This is a genomic window from Halorubrum sp. AD140, from assembly GCF_034497445.1.
Classification (GTDB): Archaea; Halobacteriota; Halobacteria; order Halobacteriales; family Haloferacaceae; genus Halorubrum.
On sequence record NZ_JAXRUU010000035.1, the window covers coordinates 1 to 18,738 of the forward strand.

Annotated in this window: 20 protein-coding genes and 3 pseudogenes; 13 read left to right on the top strand and 10 right to left on the bottom strand. The window is 57.1% G+C overall.

The features are described from left to right. Window positions 1-120: 120 nt before the first annotated feature. The gene (locus tag U4E84_RS10060; RefSeq protein ID WP_322531959.1) at window positions 121-411 is read left to right on the top strand and encodes an amphi-Trp domain-containing protein; all 291 of its coding nucleotides are present in this window, start codon (window positions 121-123) and stop codon (window positions 409-411) included. On the opposite strand, the gene U4E84_RS10065 is transcribed toward U4E84_RS10060, so the two are convergent. From U4E84_RS10065 to U4E84_RS10080, 4 genes are all read right to left on the bottom strand, one after another. Next, window positions 397-579 (bottom strand): hypothetical protein, encoded by a 183-nt coding sequence (locus U4E84_RS10065; RefSeq protein WP_322531960.1) that lies wholly within the window; start codon window positions 577-579, stop codon window positions 397-399. The two genes, U4E84_RS10060 and U4E84_RS10065, sit on opposite strands and share 15 nt — an antisense overlap. Window positions 580-816: 237 nt before the next feature. After that, window positions 817-1,305, bottom strand: a complete 489-nt coding sequence (locus U4E84_RS10070; RefSeq protein WP_322531961.1) for a hypothetical protein — start codon at window positions 1,303-1,305, stop codon at window positions 817-819. After that, window positions 1,305-1,598, bottom strand: coding sequence for a UPF0175 family protein (locus U4E84_RS10075; protein WP_322531962.1), 294 nt, complete (start codon window positions 1,596-1,598; stop codon window positions 1,305-1,307). The genes U4E84_RS10070 and U4E84_RS10075 overlap by 1 nt, the downstream gene beginning before the upstream one ends. 512 nt (window positions 1,599-2,110) lie before the next feature. Continuing rightward, window positions 2,111-2,434 (bottom strand): DsrE family protein, encoded by a 324-nt coding sequence (locus U4E84_RS10080; RefSeq protein ID WP_322531963.1) that lies wholly within the window; start codon window positions 2,432-2,434, stop codon window positions 2,111-2,113. Window positions 2,435-2,760: 326 nt separating this feature from the next. Here U4E84_RS10080 and U4E84_RS10085 point away from each other — a divergent pair, with 326 nt between their 5' ends. The 3 genes from U4E84_RS10085 (at window position 2,761) to U4E84_RS10095 (ending at window position 6,403) form a co-directional block, all read left to right on the top strand. Next, window positions 2,761-3,150, top strand: coding sequence for a hypothetical protein (locus U4E84_RS10085; protein ID WP_322531964.1), 390 nt, complete (start codon window positions 2,761-2,763; stop codon window positions 3,148-3,150). 222 nt (window positions 3,151-3,372) lie between these two features. After that, on the top strand, window positions 3,373-6,042 hold the full coding sequence (locus tag U4E84_RS10090) for a cation-transporting P-type ATPase (protein WP_322531965.1): 2,670 nt from the start codon (window positions 3,373-3,375) through the stop codon (window positions 6,040-6,042). Window positions 6,043-6,169: 127 nt separating this feature from the next. Next, on the top strand, window positions 6,170-6,403 hold the full coding sequence (locus U4E84_RS10095) for a hypothetical protein (protein WP_322531966.1): 234 nt from the start codon (window positions 6,170-6,172) through the stop codon (window positions 6,401-6,403). 40 nt (window positions 6,404-6,443) lie between these two features. On the opposite strand, the gene U4E84_RS10100 is transcribed toward U4E84_RS10095, so the two are convergent. Further along, the gene (locus tag U4E84_RS10100; RefSeq protein ID WP_322531967.1) at window positions 6,444-6,668 is read right to left on the bottom strand and encodes a hypothetical protein; all 225 of its coding nucleotides are present in this window, start codon (window positions 6,666-6,668) and stop codon (window positions 6,444-6,446) included. Here U4E84_RS10100 and U4E84_RS10105 point away from each other — a divergent pair. From U4E84_RS10105 to U4E84_RS10115, 3 genes and pseudogenes are all read left to right on the top strand, one after another. Continuing rightward, window positions 6,644-6,994: pseudogene (locus tag U4E84_RS10105) on the top strand (universal stress protein); the annotation flags it as partial. The gene U4E84_RS10100 and the pseudogene U4E84_RS10105 overlap by 25 nt on opposite strands. A gap of 156 nt (window positions 6,995-7,150) precedes the next feature. Next, window positions 7,151-7,546: a universal stress protein gene (locus tag U4E84_RS10110; protein WP_322531969.1), complete on the top strand. Its 396-nt coding sequence runs from the start codon at window positions 7,151-7,153 to the stop codon at window positions 7,544-7,546. A 194-nt stretch (window positions 7,547-7,740) separates the two neighbouring features. After that, window positions 7,741-8,010, top strand: coding sequence for a hypothetical protein (locus U4E84_RS10115; RefSeq protein ID WP_322531970.1), 270 nt, complete (start codon window positions 7,741-7,743; stop codon window positions 8,008-8,010). 83 nt (window positions 8,011-8,093) lie between these two features. Here U4E84_RS10115 and U4E84_RS10120 read toward each other — a convergent pair. Continuing rightward, window positions 8,094-8,384, bottom strand: a pseudogene (locus U4E84_RS10120) (amphi-Trp domain-containing protein). 192 nt (window positions 8,385-8,576) lie between these two features. Between U4E84_RS10120 and U4E84_RS10125 the strand changes: the two are divergent. Together U4E84_RS10125 and U4E84_RS10130 are read left to right on the top strand one after the other, a co-directional pair. Then, a complete protein-coding gene (locus U4E84_RS10125; RefSeq protein WP_322531971.1) occupies window positions 8,577-9,308 on the top strand; it encodes a hypothetical protein in 732 nt (243 codons plus the stop codon). Between the two features lie 293 nt (window positions 9,309-9,601). Next, a complete protein-coding gene (locus tag U4E84_RS10130; protein ID WP_322531972.1) occupies window positions 9,602-9,892 on the top strand; it encodes an amphi-Trp domain-containing protein in 291 nt (96 codons plus the stop codon). Between the two features lie 75 nt (window positions 9,893-9,967). Here U4E84_RS10130 and U4E84_RS10135 read toward each other — a convergent pair whose 3' ends face one another. The 3 genes and pseudogenes from U4E84_RS10135 to U4E84_RS10145 form a co-directional block, all read right to left on the bottom strand. Further along, window positions 9,968-10,660, bottom strand: a complete 693-nt coding sequence (locus U4E84_RS10135; protein WP_345785504.1) for an SLC13 family permease — start codon at window positions 10,658-10,660, stop codon at window positions 9,968-9,970. Between the two features lie 424 nt (window positions 10,661-11,084). After that, window positions 11,085-11,978: pseudogene (locus tag U4E84_RS10140) on the bottom strand (SLC13 family permease); the annotation flags it as partial. Between the two features lie 1,038 nt (window positions 11,979-13,016). Then, window positions 13,017-13,925, bottom strand: coding sequence for a transcriptional regulator (locus U4E84_RS10145; protein WP_322531974.1), 909 nt, complete (start codon window positions 13,923-13,925; stop codon window positions 13,017-13,019). 149 nt (window positions 13,926-14,074) lie between these two features. Here U4E84_RS10145 and U4E84_RS10150 point away from each other — a divergent pair, with 149 nt between their 5' ends. The 3 genes from U4E84_RS10150 to U4E84_RS10160 are packed head-to-tail and all read left to right on the top strand — an operon-like array spanning window position 14,075 to window position 16,747. Next, window positions 14,075-15,508, top strand: coding sequence for an FAD-binding oxidoreductase (locus tag U4E84_RS10150; RefSeq protein ID WP_345785505.1), 1,434 nt, complete (start codon window positions 14,075-14,077; stop codon window positions 15,506-15,508). 52 nt (window positions 15,509-15,560) lie between these two features. Continuing rightward, on the top strand, window positions 15,561-15,740 hold the full coding sequence (locus U4E84_RS10155) for a hypothetical protein (protein ID WP_322531976.1): 180 nt from the start codon (window positions 15,561-15,563) through the stop codon (window positions 15,738-15,740). Window positions 15,741-15,742: 2 nt separating this feature from the next. Further along, on the top strand, window positions 15,743-16,747 hold the full coding sequence (locus U4E84_RS10160; RefSeq protein WP_322531977.1) for a sulfite exporter TauE/SafE family protein: 1,005 nt from the start codon (window positions 15,743-15,745) through the stop codon (window positions 16,745-16,747). A 397-nt stretch (window positions 16,748-17,144) separates the two neighbouring features. Here U4E84_RS10160 and U4E84_RS10165 read toward each other — a convergent pair whose 3' ends face one another. Further along, on the bottom strand, window positions 17,145-17,546 hold the full coding sequence (locus tag U4E84_RS10165) for a low molecular weight phosphatase family protein (protein WP_322531978.1): 402 nt from the start codon (window positions 17,544-17,546) through the stop codon (window positions 17,145-17,147). A gap of 100 nt (window positions 17,547-17,646) precedes the next feature. Here U4E84_RS10165 and U4E84_RS10170 point away from each other — a divergent pair, with 100 nt between their 5' ends. Then, window positions 17,647-18,642 (top strand): arsenic resistance protein, encoded by a 996-nt coding sequence (locus U4E84_RS10170; protein WP_322531979.1) that lies wholly within the window; start codon window positions 17,647-17,649, stop codon window positions 18,640-18,642. The last annotated feature ends 96 nt before the right edge of the window (window positions 18,643-18,738 follow it).

Genomic DNA, 18,738 nt, shown 5'->3' on the forward strand with positions numbered 1-18,738 from the left:
ATAACGGCGGATTCATTTTCAGGTACCAAAAAGGTTCGACGGAACGTATCGAGCTACCTCGGGGAATAGTTGATCCCTAGAGCCACCATTTAACGGTCTGTGACGCGAATGGATGATTGTATGCCCGAAGAAATCCTCTTTCAATCCGAGGGATCCCGTAATCGTGCAGAGATCGCTTCGTATCTTCGCCAAGTCGCAGAGAAACTCGATGCTGGCGACGACATCACGTTGACTGCCGGTGAGCAGTCGGTGACGATGACGCCTCCTGACCCATCGACGTTCGAGGTGAAGGCCGAACGCGAAGGGCCGACCGATAGTCTGGGTGAGTTGAGCATTGAGTTCGAAATCGAATGGAACGAAGGTGGTGAAACCGACGCGGGGGGGAGTGCTGGCGGATTAGAAATAGAGTGATGGAGATCTCCCCGGGCGAACAATAGCGAGCTGGGATACGTTCCCCTTTCCGCGGGCTTCGAGGTATCCCTTGACGAATTCGTCGAGTGAGCGCCGCGTTTCCTTCTCGACGAGGAGCCGCGAGATGATGTCATCCACGGTCTCGTCATCTGGCTGACGGCGATCCATTACTTTCTGCAGAGTGCACACGTTCAACCACGTGACCGTTAGGCTTGTGAGTACGTCCTCTCGCTCAGGGGAGGTGACTGCACCGACGAGCTGCCGTGCCTGTTCGTACTTCCTTCGAACATTGTAGCGGAACTGTGCAACATCCTTGCACGTGATGGTGTCAGCACCGAAGTCCGCATGCTCAGGGACTCCGGATCCCGTGTCTGGAGTGCACGGAAACAAGCTATAGAACTCGAATCAGGCTCCTAATTCTTGGAGCTTCTTTTGCACTTTCGCGTAGACTTTCGGATGGAGATTCATTCCCTCGTTCAGAAGGTCGTAGAGGACGTCGGTCGCCTCGTCCGCCGTCAAATCGCCTTCTTTAGTACAACTGAGCAACAGCGTCGTCACCCACCAGCATTCGACGCCGTGACTCCGAGCGACCTCTATCAGCCCCTTCTCGTTGGCGAGGAGGATATCCTCGTAGTCCTCAGCCAATAGGATCACCGACGCGTCGGCCACCGCGATCCCTTCCATCGACGCGACTTCGTCGGCCCGGGCTGGCGTGTCGTGTACAGCGACGCCCTCCAGAAACTCGTCGAGCGCCGCCGTACCACGCTTTCCTTCGATGAGCACTTCCGCTCGAACCTCCTCGGTCGTTCGAATGTCGTCGAAGATTGTGGAGACGAGGTCGAGCCGGCCAACCCACGCGAGTGGGACCAACGCGGACGAGTCTACGAGGACCATCAGATTCGGTCGAGGTCTCGTTCGAGGTCGTCGGTCGTGTACCCGACGTCGATGCCCTCCTCAGTAGCGAGCGTCAGCATCTCGACGTACGAGACGTCCGCCAGTTCGGCTGCCTTCCGCAGCGTGATGGAGTGGTCTCGGAGCTGGTCGAGTGCTCGCTCCGTGCGCCAGTCGTCGAGCCCCTGTCGAATCAGTCGTCGGAGCACCTCCGATCGGTCGGCACTCATCTCCGCTTCGAGTTCGGCGAGTGCCTCCTCGTCGTCTTCCGGGATGCGCGTGGTGACCGTCTTCATCGTTACGATCCACTAAGTTACGATACAGTATAGACGTAACGGTGATTCGAGTTCCTGCTCCTGATCGCAGCAGGTCATACTCTAATAAATCATTTCGACGATAATGATTTAAATTGGTTCTGTAGCGTTCAGTCGAGTTTATTTTCAGACGATTTCTACGGTCTTAGCCCTCAGCGTCTGGGTTTCTCATCCGAATACAGGGCAATGCAACCTTGATCCTTCACTTCGATAACCCGAGAAATTATAGAACAAAGCAAAGGAGAAATCAGAAAATGAAATAATTGGACCTAATTTCAGCAAACACCAAGTATATAGTTCTGAAGTTACGAGCGCTGCACATACGAGATAGACAGCAACAAGGAACGCTACAGTATCCGATTCCGGTCTCCAGCGACAACGGTTCTCTGGATATCCGGACACCGCTCGGCAACCTTGACTATACACATGAGTGACAAAACGTCATCGGCAGATTCTGACTAATCCATAGTAATTCCTTAGTATGGGATGTTTGGCTACCCTATGGTAAGCACCTTCTCGGCACCCTCGACGATTCGCAGGCAATCTTCCATCGTCCCGCGTGGTCTGAGGTCGTCTGCGTCAAGGTCGCGGGAGTCGAGACACGTTCCACAGGCAGCGAGTTCACCGCCGTTCTGGGTGTACTTGAGTATTACACCGTGTGGATTAAATTTCTCGTGTTCGAGATCTGGTGCATCGACACCGTCACCGAGGAGGAAGGTTTCGACTGTATGATCTGCACCGAGCGCTGTGTTAGCGAGACGGAACGCGTTCCAGACGCGCTCGGGATCGTTGGTCTCCAAGATGATTCCGAGGTCCATACAGAGACTTTGTTAGGTAGTGACTTGAGTATCGTTGGCGATTCTCCGATGGTAAGATCCACGACCACTAATTATGGTGGTGGGTCACTGTAGTCGCAATTTGAAGCACTCAAGACATTACGTCTATTAAACACTCGGTGGTGATTGAAACGTCCAATTGGCTCGAAAATCAGGCAGATGAGCGAACACGAGTATCTCCCCGACCAGGACGGTCGCGGTGATCCAGCGACATCGAAGATGCGATTCGGCCCGATACGGCGCTCGTCTCGATCATGCATGCCACAAATGACCACAGAATTATCCCATCCGATCCCCTAAGGATACAGATGGCAGACACCAAAGAGGGACGGGAAAAGCAGGCGGATAACGAAGAACGATGTCAGCGAGAGCGTGAGATAACGGAGGCGCGCACCCGTGCCGACGAGATCGAACCGCCTGACGAGACAGTAGATAAGACCGATAAAACTCGACGTGGAGATGATAACAGCCCAGACTCGCCTCGGCTGTGTCACCGTCGCGGATGTGACGAGCCGGCGGTGTTTGAAGTCCTTGAACGGTACCAGGAAGAAACAGGGCACGGTGCAGTCGAAGCAACGGCCGTTTTATGTCAAGACCATGCAGACGATGAGAGCCTGACGAATCTTGACAACGCCTACGAAGACTACGTATTTTTGGTCAAGCCATTACCACCGACGAATGAGACAGGTACAGCATAGTCGAGCACATTTGTCAGATGGTCTCAAACCAGCGCTTTCAGTGACTGAATCGTGAGTGGGGATTTGAGACCGTATCGCAGTCTGAGCCACGACGCAGAGCTACCTAAACATAAGCTACACAACGCTTCAGGTCGCAAGTAGTCCTGTGACGTTAGATCAGCGGTTCCTCACTGAGTAATGGTCCGAGAGAGGAGCGGGAGTCAGTCACCGTGGTCGCGGCCGGTGAGCGACGTCCTAGAGCACCTCGAGGTATCGAAAGAGGAGGGGCTAACGGACGAAGAAGTCGAGCACAGACGAGAGCAATTCGGTCCTAATGAGCTACACGAAATCGAACAGCGACGTTGGCTAGAGGTTCTGATAAGCCAGTTTACGAGTGTCATCGTCCTCCTGCTCGCAGTCGCGGCCGTGGCAGCATTCGTGATGGGGGACATCATCGAGGGGACCGCAGTTCTCGCTGTTCTCCTCATCAACGGTGCCATCGGCTTCGTCACCGAGATGCGAGCTATCCGTTCGATGGAGAGCCTGCAGGAGATGACGGAGGTCGAAACCAGAGTCCGCAGAGCGGGCGACGATCAGGAGATCCCGGCGGAAAATCTAGTTCCGGGGGATATCGTCATTCTCGATGCTGGTGACATCATCCCAGCCGACCTACGGGTAGTAGATCCGTCTAGACTTCAAGTAGATGAGTCGGCTCTCACTGGCGAGTCGGTCCCCGTCGGCAAAACGAACGAACCCCTCGATGAGGACGTGCCCCTTGCCGAACGGGAGAATATGCTCTACAAAGGGACGTACCTGACCCGCGGGACCGCAGAAGCAGTCGTTGTCGCCACGGGGCCGGACACGGAACTGGGGCAGATATCGGCATCGCTCCAAGAGACGGGTGAGAAGAAGACGCCACTCCAAGAGAAGCTAGACGAGCTGGGACAGAAGCTCGTTCCATTACTCCTCGTGGTGGCGGCTATCGTCCTTGTATCCGGATGGCTCAGGGGACAGGATCTCTTCCTGATGGTCGAAACGGCCATCGCGCTGGCGGTTGCGACGGTACCGGAAGGGCTCCCCATCGTCGCCACACTCGTGTTGGCAAGGGGGATGTGGCGGATGGCCGACCGCAGCGCACTCATCAGCAACCTCGCCTCCGTCGAGACGCTCGGCTCCACAACCGTCATTTGTACTGATAAAACGGGGACGTTGACGGAGAACAAGATGACTGTGGCTGCCTACGAGCTGGCGAATGGCTCGGTGGAGGTCACGGGGACTGGACTCGACACTGACGGGACCTTTCGGCATGGCGACCAAGAGCGAGACGAGCCACAGGACCCCGCCATGCAGGAGGCGCTCAAGATGGGAGTCCTCTGTAACAACGCCTCCGTGACCGAGGAAGACGGCGAGCTGAACGTAACGGGCGACCCGATGGAAGTCGCTCTCCTGATCGCTGGCATAAAGGGAGGGCTCGACCGGGACGTCCTCATCGAATCGCTGCCGGAATCCCGAGAGGTATCGTTCGACCCGGCCGTCAAGATGATGGCGACGTACCACGACTCCGACGGACGGTACACGGTCGCCGTAAAGGGGGCTCCGGAGGCGGTCATCGACTCGTCTTCTCGGGTGGTGACAGGGGAGGACTCCCGAGAGCTACCGGCGGCCGAGAAGGACGAGTGGATCGAGAAGAGCGAGCGAATGGCTGAGGATGGGTTGCGTGTTCTTGCGCTCGCTCGGAAAGAGGTAGATCATGAAGAGGATTCACCCTACGAGGATTTGTCGCTAATCGGGCTCGTTGGATTGCTTGATCCACCGCGCGAGGAAGTCAGATCGACGATCCAGCAGTGTCAGGACGCGGGAATACGTGTCGTTATGGTGACCGGCGACCACGCGGGAACGGCCAAAAACATCGCCCGGAGTGTCGGACTGATAGAGTCGGACGACACCGAGGTCATCCAGGGCCGTGAACTCGACGACGTCGAAAACCTCACCCAGACGGAGCGGGATCGGTTCGTGGACGCCTCAGTCTTCGCGCGAGTCGATCCCGCCAACAAACTCGATTTGATCGATGTCCACCAAGCCGCCGGTTCTATCGTCGCAATGACGGGCGACGGCGTCAACGACGCGCCGGCGCTCAAGCGAGCCGACATCGGCGTAGCGATGGGTCAGCGCGGGACGCAAGTCGCCCAGGAAGCGTCGGACATGATCCTGCAGGACGACAACTTCGAGAGCATCTATCACGCCGTCAGAGAGGGACGGATCATTTTCAGTAACATCAGGAAGTTCGTGCTGTATCTCATGTCGTGTAACGTCAGCGAACTGCTCGTCATTCTGATCGCCGCGCTCCTCGGCTTTCCGCTGCCCTTGCTCCCCCTACAGATTCTCTTCCTCAACGTCGTGACAGACATTTTCCCGGCATTCGCGCTCGGTGCCTGCGGCGGCAGCAGCGATATTATGGACCGTCCACCTCGTGATCCCGAGGAACCGATTATGACGCGGACCAACTGGACCGAACTGGGGATATTTGGAATACTGATTTCAGCCGCGGTCATCGGTGCGTTCGTGATCGGCGGTGGGATGTACGCCGGCGGTATGGACACCGATGAGGCCGTCACGATTTCGTTCCTCACGTTAGCCTTTGCCCAGCTCTGGCACGTGTTTAACGTCCGGGATATCACGTCCGGTCTCGTCAGAAATGAAATCACGGAAAACCTGTACGTGTGGGGCGCACTGGGGCTGTCATCGGTGATCCTCATCGGCGCAGTCTACCTGCCTGGCATCTCCCTGGCGCTGAGCACTACCCCGATTGGGGTCGAGGGGTGGCTACTCGTGTTCGGGATGAGTCTCCTCCCCCTCGTGCTCGGGCAGATAGAGCGTGAATTCCGACGGCGATTCGGAACGTCCGACTCGTGACGATGCACGGAAACGGTGTTCTCGATTCCAATTTGGGTTCGACCGAGCCAGGTCCCGACAGTGAGAGCGTCGATCAAAACAGGCAGCCAAACGCCTATTCCCCCAGCGGAGTCATGACAGCTACACCATGACTGCGAGTGGGGAGGGACGTATCGGCTTCCTCTGTGCTACTGATCAACCCGTGTTCGGCGAAGTCGCCGAACGCCTGCGAGAACAGGACTTTTCTGTTCGGTTCTTCGATCCGCACTCGGCCGTTTCACCGACCCAGATCGACGAACTCAACCTGCTGGTCAACAAGCAAGTGTTCCCCGTCACGCTTCCTGCTTTGCGATACGCTCACCGGACGGAAACCCCCCTCTGAAACAGTCTGACGATGACGATCGCGTTTAGCTCGCGGTTGATTACTCTCTCACCGCTCGAAGCGGTGGGATTTCGCACTCCACCACTCTCTGGAGAAGCCCGCGGGCGAATACGTGGCTAAAGACGCTTACGTCTGGGACGGCGAGCCGGAGCTGAACGGCCAGGGCGATTTCTATCAAGCGCGGATTCCCGCCGCCGATGTCGATTACAAGTACTACGCTGTCGATGACGGAACTCGCGTTCACACGGTCGGGAAGGAGTTTCACGGTAGCTTCTCGGAAGCGTCACGGAGAAGGTCGTCCGTCTGTCTTCTGTCCCCGTTCTTACGGCGTGAATGCAGCCCGATGAACAACTGATATTCCCCTACGAGAACATCCTCATACCGACAGACGGGAGCGCCGGTGCGGCCCCTTCTGCCGAGCATGGGCTCTCCCTTGCAGCGTCTCTCGACGCGACGGTTCACGCGTTGTCTGTCGTGGACGATACGTCACTAGGTCCGGATGTTCGCTCGACCGTGTCCGGGGAGGACAGAGAACAGGCCGCGACCGATGCCGTCGAGGACGTCATCAACCGGTCCAAAGACACGGGTCTGCGATCTGTGGAGGAATCGGTTCTTATCGTCAGGTGACCGCAGATTGTGACCCAGATTCACACCCTGAAACGGTGAACCACGCAGCAACATACCAAACATCCGGGGTGAATCCACTTTCGAGACACCATTTTGTAATTGGGGGCTGAAGGAACACGCATGAGAGTACTCGCCCCAATTGACGGCTCAAAATGTAGTTTTCGCGCACTGGCGTTCGCTACTGAGTTCACCTCACGGTTTGAGGGCTCGCTTCACGTCATTCACATCACTGATTATGAGGGGGAGGCTAAGCAAGACCTCCTAGACCGGGCGAAGTCTATGCTTACGAAAGCCGGTATCGAAGGCGATCCAGAAATCATCCCGATCACACAGATGGCCTCCCCTCGCTATGCTAACCGAGTTGGTTCATTAATCCTGGATGTAGCTGCTGAGCGAGACTACGATCATGTCATCATGGGTCATCACGGTACCGGACGTCTCGGTCAGGCTTTCCTGGGTAGCGCCGCCAAAACCGTCGTCGGTGCGGATGAAATACCCGTAACCATCATTCCGTAAAGCGCCCCCACGTGGACACTCGCTTACGAGTCTCCTGTACAGACCAGCCATCAACACACGATGACGGCTCTCTTGGCCCACCGAGGACGAGTCCTAGAGCGCTCTCGATCTGGCTGGCGGGCAAGTACTTCCGATAAACCATCAGTATCGAACCGACCGGTTGATTTTTCCATGTCCTCAGCGTATTGACAACGATGGCTCGGATTCCAGATCTCAAGTCGATCACAACAGAGGACGAGTACATCCACGCCCGGTATCGGGATCCTGACCAGTTCGATCAGATTCGAACACCAGACTGGGCGGACCGTGTCTCTGATTCCGTCTCGGAGGGAAGCGAGGTGCGGATGGGAAAGCGGAAAGACACCGATGATTGGGTAGTCCAGTCTGTGTTGATCAAGAAAAACGTGGGTGAAGAAAAAGCCCGTGAGCAAGCCGACAAAATTATCAGAGAGATCGAATCGTGATCGGGTGCTTCGTTAGTCGTGGTTGTTGATCTGGTCTTACCGGGTATCTCCGCAAAATATCGATTCCCCATAGAGGACCGACTTCACTCGATTTCTAACCCACCACCGCTTTCGCCGTTTCCATCGTCTCCATCTTCAGCCCACTCTATCTCGAACTCGAGACTCAGCTCACCGGGACTATCGGTCGGTCCTTCGCGCCCGGCTTTCACCTCGAACGTCGGTCGGGCAGGGGGTGGCATCGTCACTGACTGGCCGCCGCCGGTCAGGGTAATATCGCCACCTGCATCGAGTTTGTCAGCGACTCAATGAAGATACGATGCAATCCCAACTCGACTCTCGGACCCCTCCGACTGAAAGAAAACTTCTTCAGGCATACAGGAGATACAACATAGCCTGCACCGATACATGTGCCCGCCGTGTTGAGTAGATAGGGTTGTTCAGTGTGCGTCACACTTGTCGGGCCATTCCCTACATTCAACGAGATACCCCTTACGTGGAATTGAATTCGTTCAGCTACATACCCGAATAGTCTTCAGATTCACGCTTGAACATCAACGTAGATCCCGATGGAAGATGATCGCATTATCGGTATCCTGTGTCAAAAGAACAAGCCGGTGTTCAGTGAAGTAGCTGATCGTCTTCGGAACGCAAGCTTTCAGGTTCGATTCTTCCCTCCTCGATCCATCCTTTCACCAGCTCATATCGCCGACCTCTCGTTGGTTGTCAACAAGAAGACGCTCCCGAGTGCACTCCCCGTTCTCAGGTATGCTCAACGGACAGGGACAGAGCTGTGGAACAACCTTCAGGCGACGGTTTTATTCAGTTCACGGCTGGTCGGTCTTCGGGCGCTTTCGGAGGTGGGATTTCACACACCGGAAGTCACCTTCGAGAAACCCGACGGCGAGTACGTCGCAAAAGGCTACTACATCTGGAACGACGAGCCGGAACTCAACGGCGAAGGGGATTTCAATCAGGAACTAATCCCGACGGAGCCAGTCGATTACAAGTACTATGCCGTCAACGACGGGTCACGGATACACGTCGCGGGGCGGCGCGTCACCTCGAAGCTCTACGGGGAGAAGCAGTTCCTTGGCCAGATACAGATCAGGTCAGCACTTGCAGCGTCGCTACGAGAACTCGTCGAACGGTTCGACCTCCGAGGTGTGGGGGTTGACCTGGTCAACGATCACGACGGCCAGTATTGGGCTGTCGATGTCAACCTCGCTGCTGGATCCCGAGACACTGGACTAGAGCCGGCTCTAACCGAATCGATTATTTCGAGTCTGCCAAGCGAGTGAACAGGATTTAAGCAAACAGTCTGTCCTACCGCCCTTATTTGACTGATTCACCCGGGCAACCGACGTGATTGTGCTGTAGACGCGCTGTGTATGCAGCAGAGGCGCATGCACTTGCCAAAAATGTGCCTATATTTGCTGGTTCTGAAACGCCCGAATTTGGCCGCCTCACGCCTCAAAGGTCGATTCGTTCGACAGTCGAACCGGAGCCTGCAGCGCCCATTATGCGGCATAACGATTAGGATACACAGGACAGCGCCGCCATTTATCCGCCTGTGACGCGAATGGACGATTGTATGCCCGAAGAAGTCCTCTTTCAGTCCGAAGGAACCCAAAGTCGTGCTGAGATCGCTTCGTACCTCCGCCGTGTCGCGGAGAAACTCGATGCAGGCGACGACCTCACGTTGACCGCCGGTAAGCAGTCAGTGACGATGACGCCCCCTGACCGATCGACGTTCGAGGTGAAGGCCGAACGCGAAGGACCAGCCGATAGTCCGGGTGAGTTGAGTATCGAGTTCGAAATCGAATGGAATGAGAATAGTGAAACCGACGCTCGGGGAAGTACTGGTGAATTAGAAATAGAGTGATGAAAAGTTCTCACAGGGGAATCTATAATCCCCGGAGATAATCAGTGGAAACAGAGACTCATTACTCATCGTTGTTCACAGTCCCCAGAAAAATTCGATGCCAGCAGTCGTAACGACAGTCAGTATCACCTGTAACGGTGCCCCGACGCGTGCAAAATCCGTGAATTTGTACCCACCTGGCCCGTAGACCATGAGGTTCGTCTGGTAGCCAACAGGGGTCAGGAGCGGTGTGCTGGCAGCGAAGGTCACGGCCATAGCGAACGCGAAGGGGTTAGCGCCGAGTTGGCCGGCGACCTCGACTCCGACCGGTAACATCAACACCACGCTAGCAGAGTTACTGACCATCTCCGTAATCAGTGCGGTTCCCAAGTAGAACAGTCCCAAGACTGCGATCACGGGTAAGAGGACGCCCGCGGAGACGATGAGGTCAGCGATGACGTCTGCTGTGCCAGAGGCCTCGACCGCGATACCCAGCGGAATGACGCCCGCCACCATGAAGATCACTTGCCAGTCGATGGCGTCGTATGCGTCCTCGGGGGTGAGGATGCCCGTGAAGAACATCGCCGCAACGCCCGTCAACGCACTCACCATGAGCGTCAGGACATCGAGTGCTGCGAGTCCAAGGACACCGGCGAGGATCCCCAGCGAGATGGGGGATCTGCGACCGATCGAAATCCTCCCATCGGTCCTCGCCGGAGATGGCCACGTTCGTGTCCCTCGAAATGCGTTCGAGCACTTTGTCAGAGGCCTGCACCAGGATGACGTCACCGGCCCGCAATCGCACCTCTCGGAAGCGCTTGCGGATCACCTCGTCGCCACGCCGGATCGCCAGCAGTGTCACGTCATAGTCGCTCTCGAAGTCCGCGACACTGCTGCGTCGCCTCGACCATGTCCCGGGCAAGAGCACGACTTCGGTGAGCTCAATTTCGTCGTCAGGAACCTCTTCGGTCGTCTCCTCGCTCTCTTTCTCCTCTGTATCTTCGCTAGACGCTTCGCCCTCGGCGAGAGAATTACTGCGCTCCGCGTCGATCGACTGCCAGCCGTGATGCCGTGGCGAGAACCCCGGCGGGAGGAGTTCTTCGTCCTCCTCGGCCGCCTCCATTACCTCCGGTAACAGTTGCAGGTGGTCCTGCTCGATGATCTCTTGGAGGGTATCTTGGTCGGCCCTGACGGAGAGAACGTCGCCCGCCTGGATTCGTTCCGAATCGAGTCCGCGGGAGAGTCTCCGGTGTCCACGGACGATCTGAAACACGTCCAAATCGAGGTCTTCCTCGCTTATTTCCCTGACCCGGGAACCGATGAGCGGCGAGTCTTCCATAACGACCACGTCCGTGAGGTAGTCGGACATGCCGAACGATTCGGTGGGAGACCCTGCCGGCTGGATCCGTGCTGGGGTGAGATACCGACCGACCGTAAGCAAGTAAACGATCCCGACGAGCAAGACGATGGCACCCAGATGCGTGAACTCAAGCAGGCTGAACGGCTGCGCGTCGGGACCACCCACTTGGACCCACACTTCGCTCGCCAGGAGGTTCGTTATCGTTCCGACGACGGTGAGCATCCCACCGAGCATCGACGCGAACGACAGTGGTATCAGGAGCTTTGAGGGTGAGGTCTTTGTCTGCCGAGCGAGGTCCGTGATCGCGGGTATCAACACGGCGACGATCGAGACGTTGCTAACGACCCCACCAGGGGGGCCAGAGAGACTGACCGTGGCGAGCAACTGCCGGAACTCGTTGTCTCCGGCGAAGGCGACCAGTTTCCGCGTGAGGATTTGGATGACGCCGGTCCGCCGGACCCCTTCGCTCAGCACGAACATCGCCAGCACCGTGAGCGTCGCCGGGTTCGAAAATCCTGAGACGCCCTCCGCTGGTGATACGCCCGTCCACTCCCCAAGCAGGACAAGCACGACTACGAGCCCGACTGCAGTGGCGTCAATTGGTACCGGCTGGGTGATGAAGAGAATGAAAACAACAGCGATGATGGCCAGTACGACGACCACGTCGAACGAGACCGGAAGCTGCACGGGGAGCTGCTGAAGGAACGTACCGAAGTTCTCTGAGAAGAGAAAGGAGAGACTATTCATCTATGCACCGTTTTTTGCAGATTATTTGAGTGACCACATAGAATTTTGGGTTCTGGAGACGTACCTCGAATCAGTCTCCGCTCGCTTCCGATAGACCGAAGGCCAGTCGGGGAGTTCTCGGCGACGCCGCGTGACGCGGTGCTAGTTAGCAACGTTGACGGGCCAGACTTGCCGCGACGCTCGCAACGAGACCGCTCCGAGGATGATCAGGAACGCTTGCTGAGCCATTTGGGTCCGGGCGTGGTAGTAGAAGAGTATGTAACGCTTGACGGCGGTGAAGACGGTCAGGCGACGCTCACAGGCTCACGCCCGACAGAGTGAGGACTGACAGCGGGTCAGACGTGTTCTAACCAGTATCTTCGAAGAGTCCAGGTACTGCTTACAGTGTTGGCCCAGTGGGTTATCCATTCGTCCGATGATGCGCCAGATGTTAGGTAAATCTCGAAGAGGGGTGGAAGCGCGAGTGAAGTCCAGGAGCGGACACACATGGCCGGTAAGCACTGCTCACGATCGAGCAGAGCCGTCAGAAGCGGGCGCTACTGGCAACCCCAGTCTTGTACCGACATGCGTGACAAGCAACATACCGGCCCATACGGGCCAGCATGAACCTTCTTGTCACTGCCTCTCGAATGAGGGATTGAATCGCCAGCCGAAACGGGCGGCAAGTCGAGCTCAGAAGATGATTGAGAACCCTCGGACCAAGCATTTTGGTCAAGCTTTTGCCCGACGCGAACCCCGACGCGGGAGGGGTGAGCGAGGGGAAAAGGTTGGGGTTCCAAATCCTGCAGCGCCCATATTTTTGAAGTAGTAATCGCCTGACAGCAGCAAGGTAAACTTCAACTCGAACGTCCCCGGTGCTTTCGTTCGATGATCAAACAGGCGAGTGGGTGTCACGGGAATTCGCGTACAGCCAAACTGGCCACCAGAGAGAAAATCAATCGCTGATTGAGTACAGTCATTCTGTCGTGATGAAGACAAGATCCAAGACGATCATTTTTGGAGTTAGTTAGGAACGCCGTGCTGACTGCGAAGAGCGTATCACCGAGTCAGGTCCATCGTATCGAGCGGATTGGAGTCAGCTCTGACTGACGCGTAGACCCGTTCGGCCCACTCACACGCGATCGGGTCGTCCGTATCGACAAAGACCTGCATAAGGCCGGTAGTCTCATCGTAGCCGCCGATTCCGACGCGTTCGTCGAAGAGAGCTAGGCCGTACGGAAGTTCATCACGCGTCCGGAGGGCCAGGTGCCCGCGTTCAATCGCTTCCCGAGCACGTTCAGGGTACGTCTCCAAGAGTTTCTCGACGATGTACGGCAGGTAAATGATCTCAGTGTCGGCTTCGTCAAACGCCCGATGGTGGAACTCGCCGAGAGCCAGCGGTGCCATATGCGTCGTGTTGAACCCTCGGAACGTCTCCGACTCGCTGACGAGTGAGACGAACCGCTCGACCGGCCGGTAAGGATCCCCCGGTTCGGCGACAGTGATCGTCGCGTCCACGAACGGTTCGAGGACGAAGTCCCGGTGATCCCCACAGACCGCATCCAGAAGTGGCGTCATCCTGTGTGCGGTCCGCACGTTCGCCTCGAACCGGAGGACCTCCTCGGCGATGACTGCACCGCGCCAAGTCAACTGAAATCGGCCATCCACCTTCTCGACGAATTCCTGTTCGTCGAGCCACTGGGTATAGCGGTGGCTCGTCGCCCGCGAAACGTCGAGTCGTTGTTCGATCTCTCGGCGATCAAGCGGTTGTTCCAACAGGATTTCGAGAACCGGGCCGTGCCTGACGATGTCGCCGAGCAGGTCCGTATCGACCCGGTCGCCCGCGGCGTCAAGACGCTGGCCCAGGTAGCGACGGTTCCGTTCGTTTTCCAGAACCGCCTCCAGGATCGGCGAAGCCGGTGGCGGACGGCCATCCTCCCCCAATCGGTCTTCTTGGTCAGGATCCATGTGAGTCACTCACTAGATAGAGGCTGTCACTGATAGTAACTCTATCCCGTACACGCACCGGAATTCGTCTCACTGGCTGAACCAGTACTCTCGACGCCGAACTCTACTTGGTGGGTGAGGCTAACACCCTTGCAGTCGTCCACTGTTGTATGGCACAACACGGCATCCCAACCGACCAGATGGAACAGTTCGAAGCCGGATTCCACGGCGATTTGATTCGTCCCGATGACGATGACTACGACGATGCACGGGCGGTGTGGAACGGGATGATCGACAAGCATCCGGCCCTGATTGCCAGATGTCGTGGCGTCCGCGACGTCATCAGCGCGGTCAACTTCGCCCGCGAGAACGACCTGCTGGTAGCGGTGCGTGGTGGCGGCCACAACGTCGCCGGGACCGCCGTCTGCGAGGACGGGCTCGTTATCGACCTCTCGGAGATGAGGGCCGTGTGGGTAGACCCTACCGAGCGAACAGCGTGGGTCCAGGCAGGTGCCACGTGGGCCGACGTGGATCACGAAACCCAAACCTTCGGTCTCGCAACGCCAGGGGGGGCCGTCTCAGAGACGGGCGTCGCGGGCCTGACGCTCGGTGGTGGCATCGGTCATCTCCGCTGCAAGTACGGTCTGACCTGTGACAACCTCGCATCCGTAGACGTGGTCACCGCAGACGGTGAGTACCTGACCGCCAGCGAAGACGCGAATCCAGACCTCTTCTGGGGACTCCGCGGCGGCGGCGGCAACTTCGGAGTAGTCACCGGCTTCGAGTTCGATCTGCACCCGGTCGGCCCGGACGTGGCGATCTGTCTCGTGTTCTATTCGGGTGACCGGATGGTCGAGGTGTTAGAAGCCTACCGCGATTACGTCGCGGATGCGCCCCCGGAAGTCAGCTTGCTCACCCTGTCCGGTGTGATACCCGACGGGGAACTCTTCCCGGCGGACGATGTGGACAAACTCAAGATCGCAATCGCGGGCTGTTACGCGGGTTCAGTCGCGGACGGCGAACAGGCACTGGCACCCGTGCGAGAGATCGTAGAGCCGATCGCCGACTTCAGCGGGACAATGCCATACGTGGAGTTTCAGCAACTCTTCGACGAGGATTACCCTGACGGGATGCGCTACTACTGGAAGTCGCTATATCTCGACAGTCTGTCGGAGTCCGCCATCGATCGAATCACCTACTGGTCCGGTGTGGCACCGTCACCGCTCTCGACGGTCGATGTCTGGCAGTTGGGAGGCAAAATTTCCCAGGTTGACGTCGAGGACAGCGCGTTCGCGGGACGGCACGCACCATTTCTGCTTGGCGTCGAAGCGAACTGGGAGCGCCCGGCGGACGACGACGCCAACGTCGAGTGGGTGCGCGACTGTCTGAACGACATGCGCCAGTTCTCGGACGGGTCGGTGTACCTGAACTTCCCGGGATTCCTCGAAGGGGGCGAGGACACGATGCGGACCACGTTTGGACCGACGTACGGACGTTTGGTTGCGCTAAAGGACGAGTACGACCCGACGAACCTGTTCAGTCTCAACCAGAACGTCACGCCGTCCGAAAGCGCTCAAACCGACGGCGGAGCCTGCCATGAGTAATCGGAACGACGGATTGGTCCAGTGGGGGTTATCGACGGCCCGAGCCGTTCAGATGAGCATATTTCTGGTACCGCTGAGCGTCCTGCTGGTCGCTTCAGTATTCGGTGAATTCGGGCAGGCTGTTGCCACGATCGGCTTCGTCTTGACAGAAGCGCTCGTGCTGTACGTCGGATACGGGGTGCTGATTCACGTTGCTGGTCCGGCCACCCGCAAAATACTCGTGAGTGGCTGACCGTGGAATTCCTCGATCTTGGTATCGTAAGTATTGGTTTCTTCGTCGGATTCGGCCTGATCATCGGTATCCTCTTCGGATTCTTCGGGATGGGAGGCTCGTTCCTCGTGACGCCAGCGCTGTTGGTGATCGGATATCCGGCCCCGACTGCTGTCGGGAGCGGGCTCGCGTTCGTCTTCGGTACCAGTGTCATCGGTGTGCTCAGCCACCGCGATCACGGCCAGATCAGCTACACACTGGCGGTAGTGATGATTCTTGGAATGACCCTCGGTATCGAGATCGGCACTCGGATCGTGTTTTTGCTTGCGGATCTCGGCAGTGCCGACTCCGTAATCAGCGTGGTGTACGTCGGGCTTCTCGGCGCGGTCGGGCTCTCCGTCCTGCGAGATACTCGTACTGATAGTACAGCTGTAGGAACGGGACGAGTCACTACCACGGTTCAGGCCATCAAACACCCACCGATGGTGTCGTTACCTGGCGGTGCGACCGTTTCGGTGTGGGTTATCCTCGTTATCGGGTTGATTATCGGCATTCTCTCCGGATGTCTCGGCGTCGGTGGGGGGTTCCTGCTGCTCCCTGTAATGGTCTACGGGTTCGGCGTTCCCGCTGCAATCGCTGCCGGGACCAGCATTCTCCAGATATCGGTTACGGGTGCGTTCGGAGCGTTCGTCTACGCCCAGTCGAACGAAGTCAACATTCCCGTCGTCGCCGCGCTACTCGGCGGAAGCGCGCTCGGCACTCGTATCGGTGCGAGTGCGACGCAGCTGGTAAACGAGACCGACATCAACGGATACTTTGCAGTGATGCTGCTCTCGGGGAGTATCGCCACCGCAAGTAAGCAGGTGAGTGTCGTGTATGGCGTCGAGACGCTCGAAGCCGTGAGTCTAGCCCTCATCTTTGGAACCGCGGTCCTCGTCAGTAGTGCGATCGTCCGCACGTGGATTACTGCGCTCAGGAAGTCGGACGGTCGGCGAGGGGCACTCCGAGTGCGTGATCGGGGAGAGTAGTTCGAGTTTCGCGGACCGATTCGGCATGATTTCCCGCCAAAACGACGATATCTAGATGGCCAATTGCGGTAGTCTCACGCCACAGAGGTCTGATTCGAGCGTGACAATGAGTTCTCGTGTTTTCGAATTGGCGAGTGAGTGTCACGAGAATTCGCGTACAGCCAAACTGGCCACCAGAGAGAAAATCAATCGCTGATTGACGAAACACGCTCATATCCAGTCACGAGTTCGATGCTGATTACAGAGTTTCTATACAGCACTTCGTTCACGTTCACTCCATCTCGCTCTGCTGAGCCACCTCTGCTACTCGAAGTGCGACTATGCCACTACGGGCTCCGAGATCCAGTGGAGATACTCGCGTGCTATTCGCCGTGCTGTATCCGAATCCGATCCTACGTTACGTGGCGTCTCGGTTCTCAATCTCATCGAATAGTTCAGCGACTCGTCGTTCAATTTCATCACGTTGCTCCCTCGTCTCAACTGCATCTAGTGACCAAACACGGTGTTCACCGTCCCACTCGTCGGGTCGGAACTGATCGACGGAACAGCCCATCGTCACGATGTAATCCGCATCCACAACGTCCTCTGCGGTAATTCGGCGCGGAGTGCGGTCGCTGATATCGATTCCTGTCTCTTGGAGTGCCTCGATGACTTCGTCATGGACACTCTCAGCGGGGTCAGTTCCCCCTGTGACGATGTCTATCTGGAATCCACGACGGTCACGCTCTCGTTCCGCGAACGCTGTCGCCATCTGGCTCCGACCCGCGTTTCCGACGCAGGCGAATGCGATCTTTGTCATCAGATTCCGATACGTCTTCTCACGACTACAAGCTTCTGCCCCTTGCGCAGGTGGTAGAAACCAGACGGTATAACGGGGTACAAGCGTAACTCCAGACCAAATGGACTTCGTCGAAAAATATCAGACGGTGTTTGTTCTCGTCGCTATTGTCGGTGGCCTCGCACTCGGGCAGATTTCAGGCGTCGCTCCTGTCGCCGACCAGCTGATTCTCCCGTTCCTGATGGTGATGCTATTCGCCGCATTCGTCGGAATTCCACTCTCTCGACTCCGGGCAGCGTTCGGAAATCGCCGGGTTGTCGGATCCAGTCTCCTGATTAATTTCATCTGGAGCCCGTTATTGGCGGTGGCACTCGGCGCGATCTTCCTTCGAAACCACCCTGCCCTGTGGGTCGGACTCATCATGCTGATGGTGACGCCATGTACGGACTGGTATCTCATCTTCACCGATCTCGCGGACGGGGACGTCCCGCTGGCAACATCCATCCTCCCGTACAACCTCGTTCTCCAGTTGATACTGCTTCCACTCTACTTGTACGTCTTCGCGGGCGAACTGGTCGTGTTACCGATGGAACTGTTGATCGAAAGCGTCGTTCTCGTGCTCGTCGTTCCGCTGGTGGTCGGTGGACTTGCTCGGTGGGCGTTAACCCGACAAAAGGGACGGCCGTGGTTCAATCAGCAGTTCCTGCCGAAACTGAGTCCGCTCCAGATTATCTTTCTCAGTCTCGCAATCGGTGCGATGTTCGCTTCGCAGGGGGAAGTGATACTCGAAAACCCCGGACTGCTCGCCCTTCTCGCCGTTCCCGTACTCGTCTTCTATGTAATCAATCTCGGCATCGGATTTGGCGTCGGACGAGTACTCTCGTTCTCGTATAAGGAGATGGTCTGTCTCAACAACACGATCCTCTCCCGGAACTCACCGACAGCCCTCGCAATTGCCGTTGTCGCATTTCCAAATGAACCGCTCATTCCGCTCGCATTGGTCATCGGCCCGCTGTTGGAACTGCCGCTGTTAGGCGTCATCGCACAGATCCATCTGGTGATTCGAAACCGCGGGTGGTGGCCGTTTGATCCAGCGACACTGTTCAGCAGTGATTGAATCGAGACCGGGAATCGGTGTTTCTCTGTCTTGAATGGTCGGTGAACCACCGGTACTGACCGATCCAATTCGCGTGGTTCGAGAACGATTAGTACA

What these genes read in the sequence shown, in the direction of transcription:
- U4E84_RS10075 (WP_322531962.1), bottom strand. Translation starts at nt 1,598, where the DNA reads ATGAAGACGGTCACCACGCGCATCCCGGAAGACGACGAGGAGGCACTC.
- U4E84_RS10070 (WP_322531961.1), bottom strand. Translation starts at nt 1,305, where the DNA reads ATGGTCCTCGTAGACTCGTCCGCGTTGGTCCCACTCGCGTGGGTTGGC.
- U4E84_RS10110 (WP_322531969.1), top strand. Translation starts at nt 7,151, where the DNA reads ATGAGAGTACTCGCCCCAATTGACGGCTCAAAATGTAGTTTTCGCGCA.
- U4E84_RS10145 (WP_322531974.1), bottom strand. Translation starts at nt 13,925, where the DNA reads ATGGATCCTGACCAAGAAGACCGATTGGGGGAGGATGGCCGTCCGCCA.
- U4E84_RS10165 (WP_322531978.1), bottom strand. Translation starts at nt 17,546, where the DNA reads ATGACAAAGATCGCATTCGCCTGCGTCGGAAACGCGGGTCGGAGCCAG.
- U4E84_RS10080 (WP_322531963.1), bottom strand. Translation starts at nt 2,434, where the DNA reads ATGGACCTCGGAATCATCTTGGAGACCAACGATCCCGAGCGCGTCTGG.
- U4E84_RS10095 (WP_322531966.1), top strand. Translation starts at nt 6,170, where the DNA reads ATGACTGCGAGTGGGGAGGGACGTATCGGCTTCCTCTGTGCTACTGAT.
- U4E84_RS10150 (WP_345785505.1), top strand. Translation starts at nt 14,075, where the DNA reads ATGGCACAACACGGCATCCCAACCGACCAGATGGAACAGTTCGAAGCC.
- U4E84_RS10170 (WP_322531979.1), top strand. Translation starts at nt 17,647, where the DNA reads ATGGACTTCGTCGAAAAATATCAGACGGTGTTTGTTCTCGTCGCTATT.
- U4E84_RS10085 (WP_322531964.1), top strand. Translation starts at nt 2,761, where the DNA reads ATGGCAGACACCAAAGAGGGACGGGAAAAGCAGGCGGATAACGAAGAA.
- U4E84_RS10065 (WP_322531960.1), bottom strand. Translation starts at nt 579, where the DNA reads ATGGATCGCCGTCAGCCAGATGACGAGACCGTGGATGACATCATCTCG.
- U4E84_RS10125 (WP_322531971.1), top strand. Translation starts at nt 8,577, where the DNA reads ATGGAAGATGATCGCATTATCGGTATCCTGTGTCAAAAGAACAAGCCG.
- U4E84_RS10155 (WP_322531976.1), top strand. Translation starts at nt 15,561, where the DNA reads ATGAGCATATTTCTGGTACCGCTGAGCGTCCTGCTGGTCGCTTCAGTA.
- U4E84_RS10130 (WP_322531972.1), top strand. Translation starts at nt 9,602, where the DNA reads ATGCCCGAAGAAGTCCTCTTTCAGTCCGAAGGAACCCAAAGTCGTGCT.
- U4E84_RS10115 (WP_322531970.1), top strand. Translation starts at nt 7,741, where the DNA reads ATGGCTCGGATTCCAGATCTCAAGTCGATCACAACAGAGGACGAGTAC.
- U4E84_RS10060 (WP_322531959.1), top strand. Translation starts at nt 121, where the DNA reads ATGCCCGAAGAAATCCTCTTTCAATCCGAGGGATCCCGTAATCGTGCA.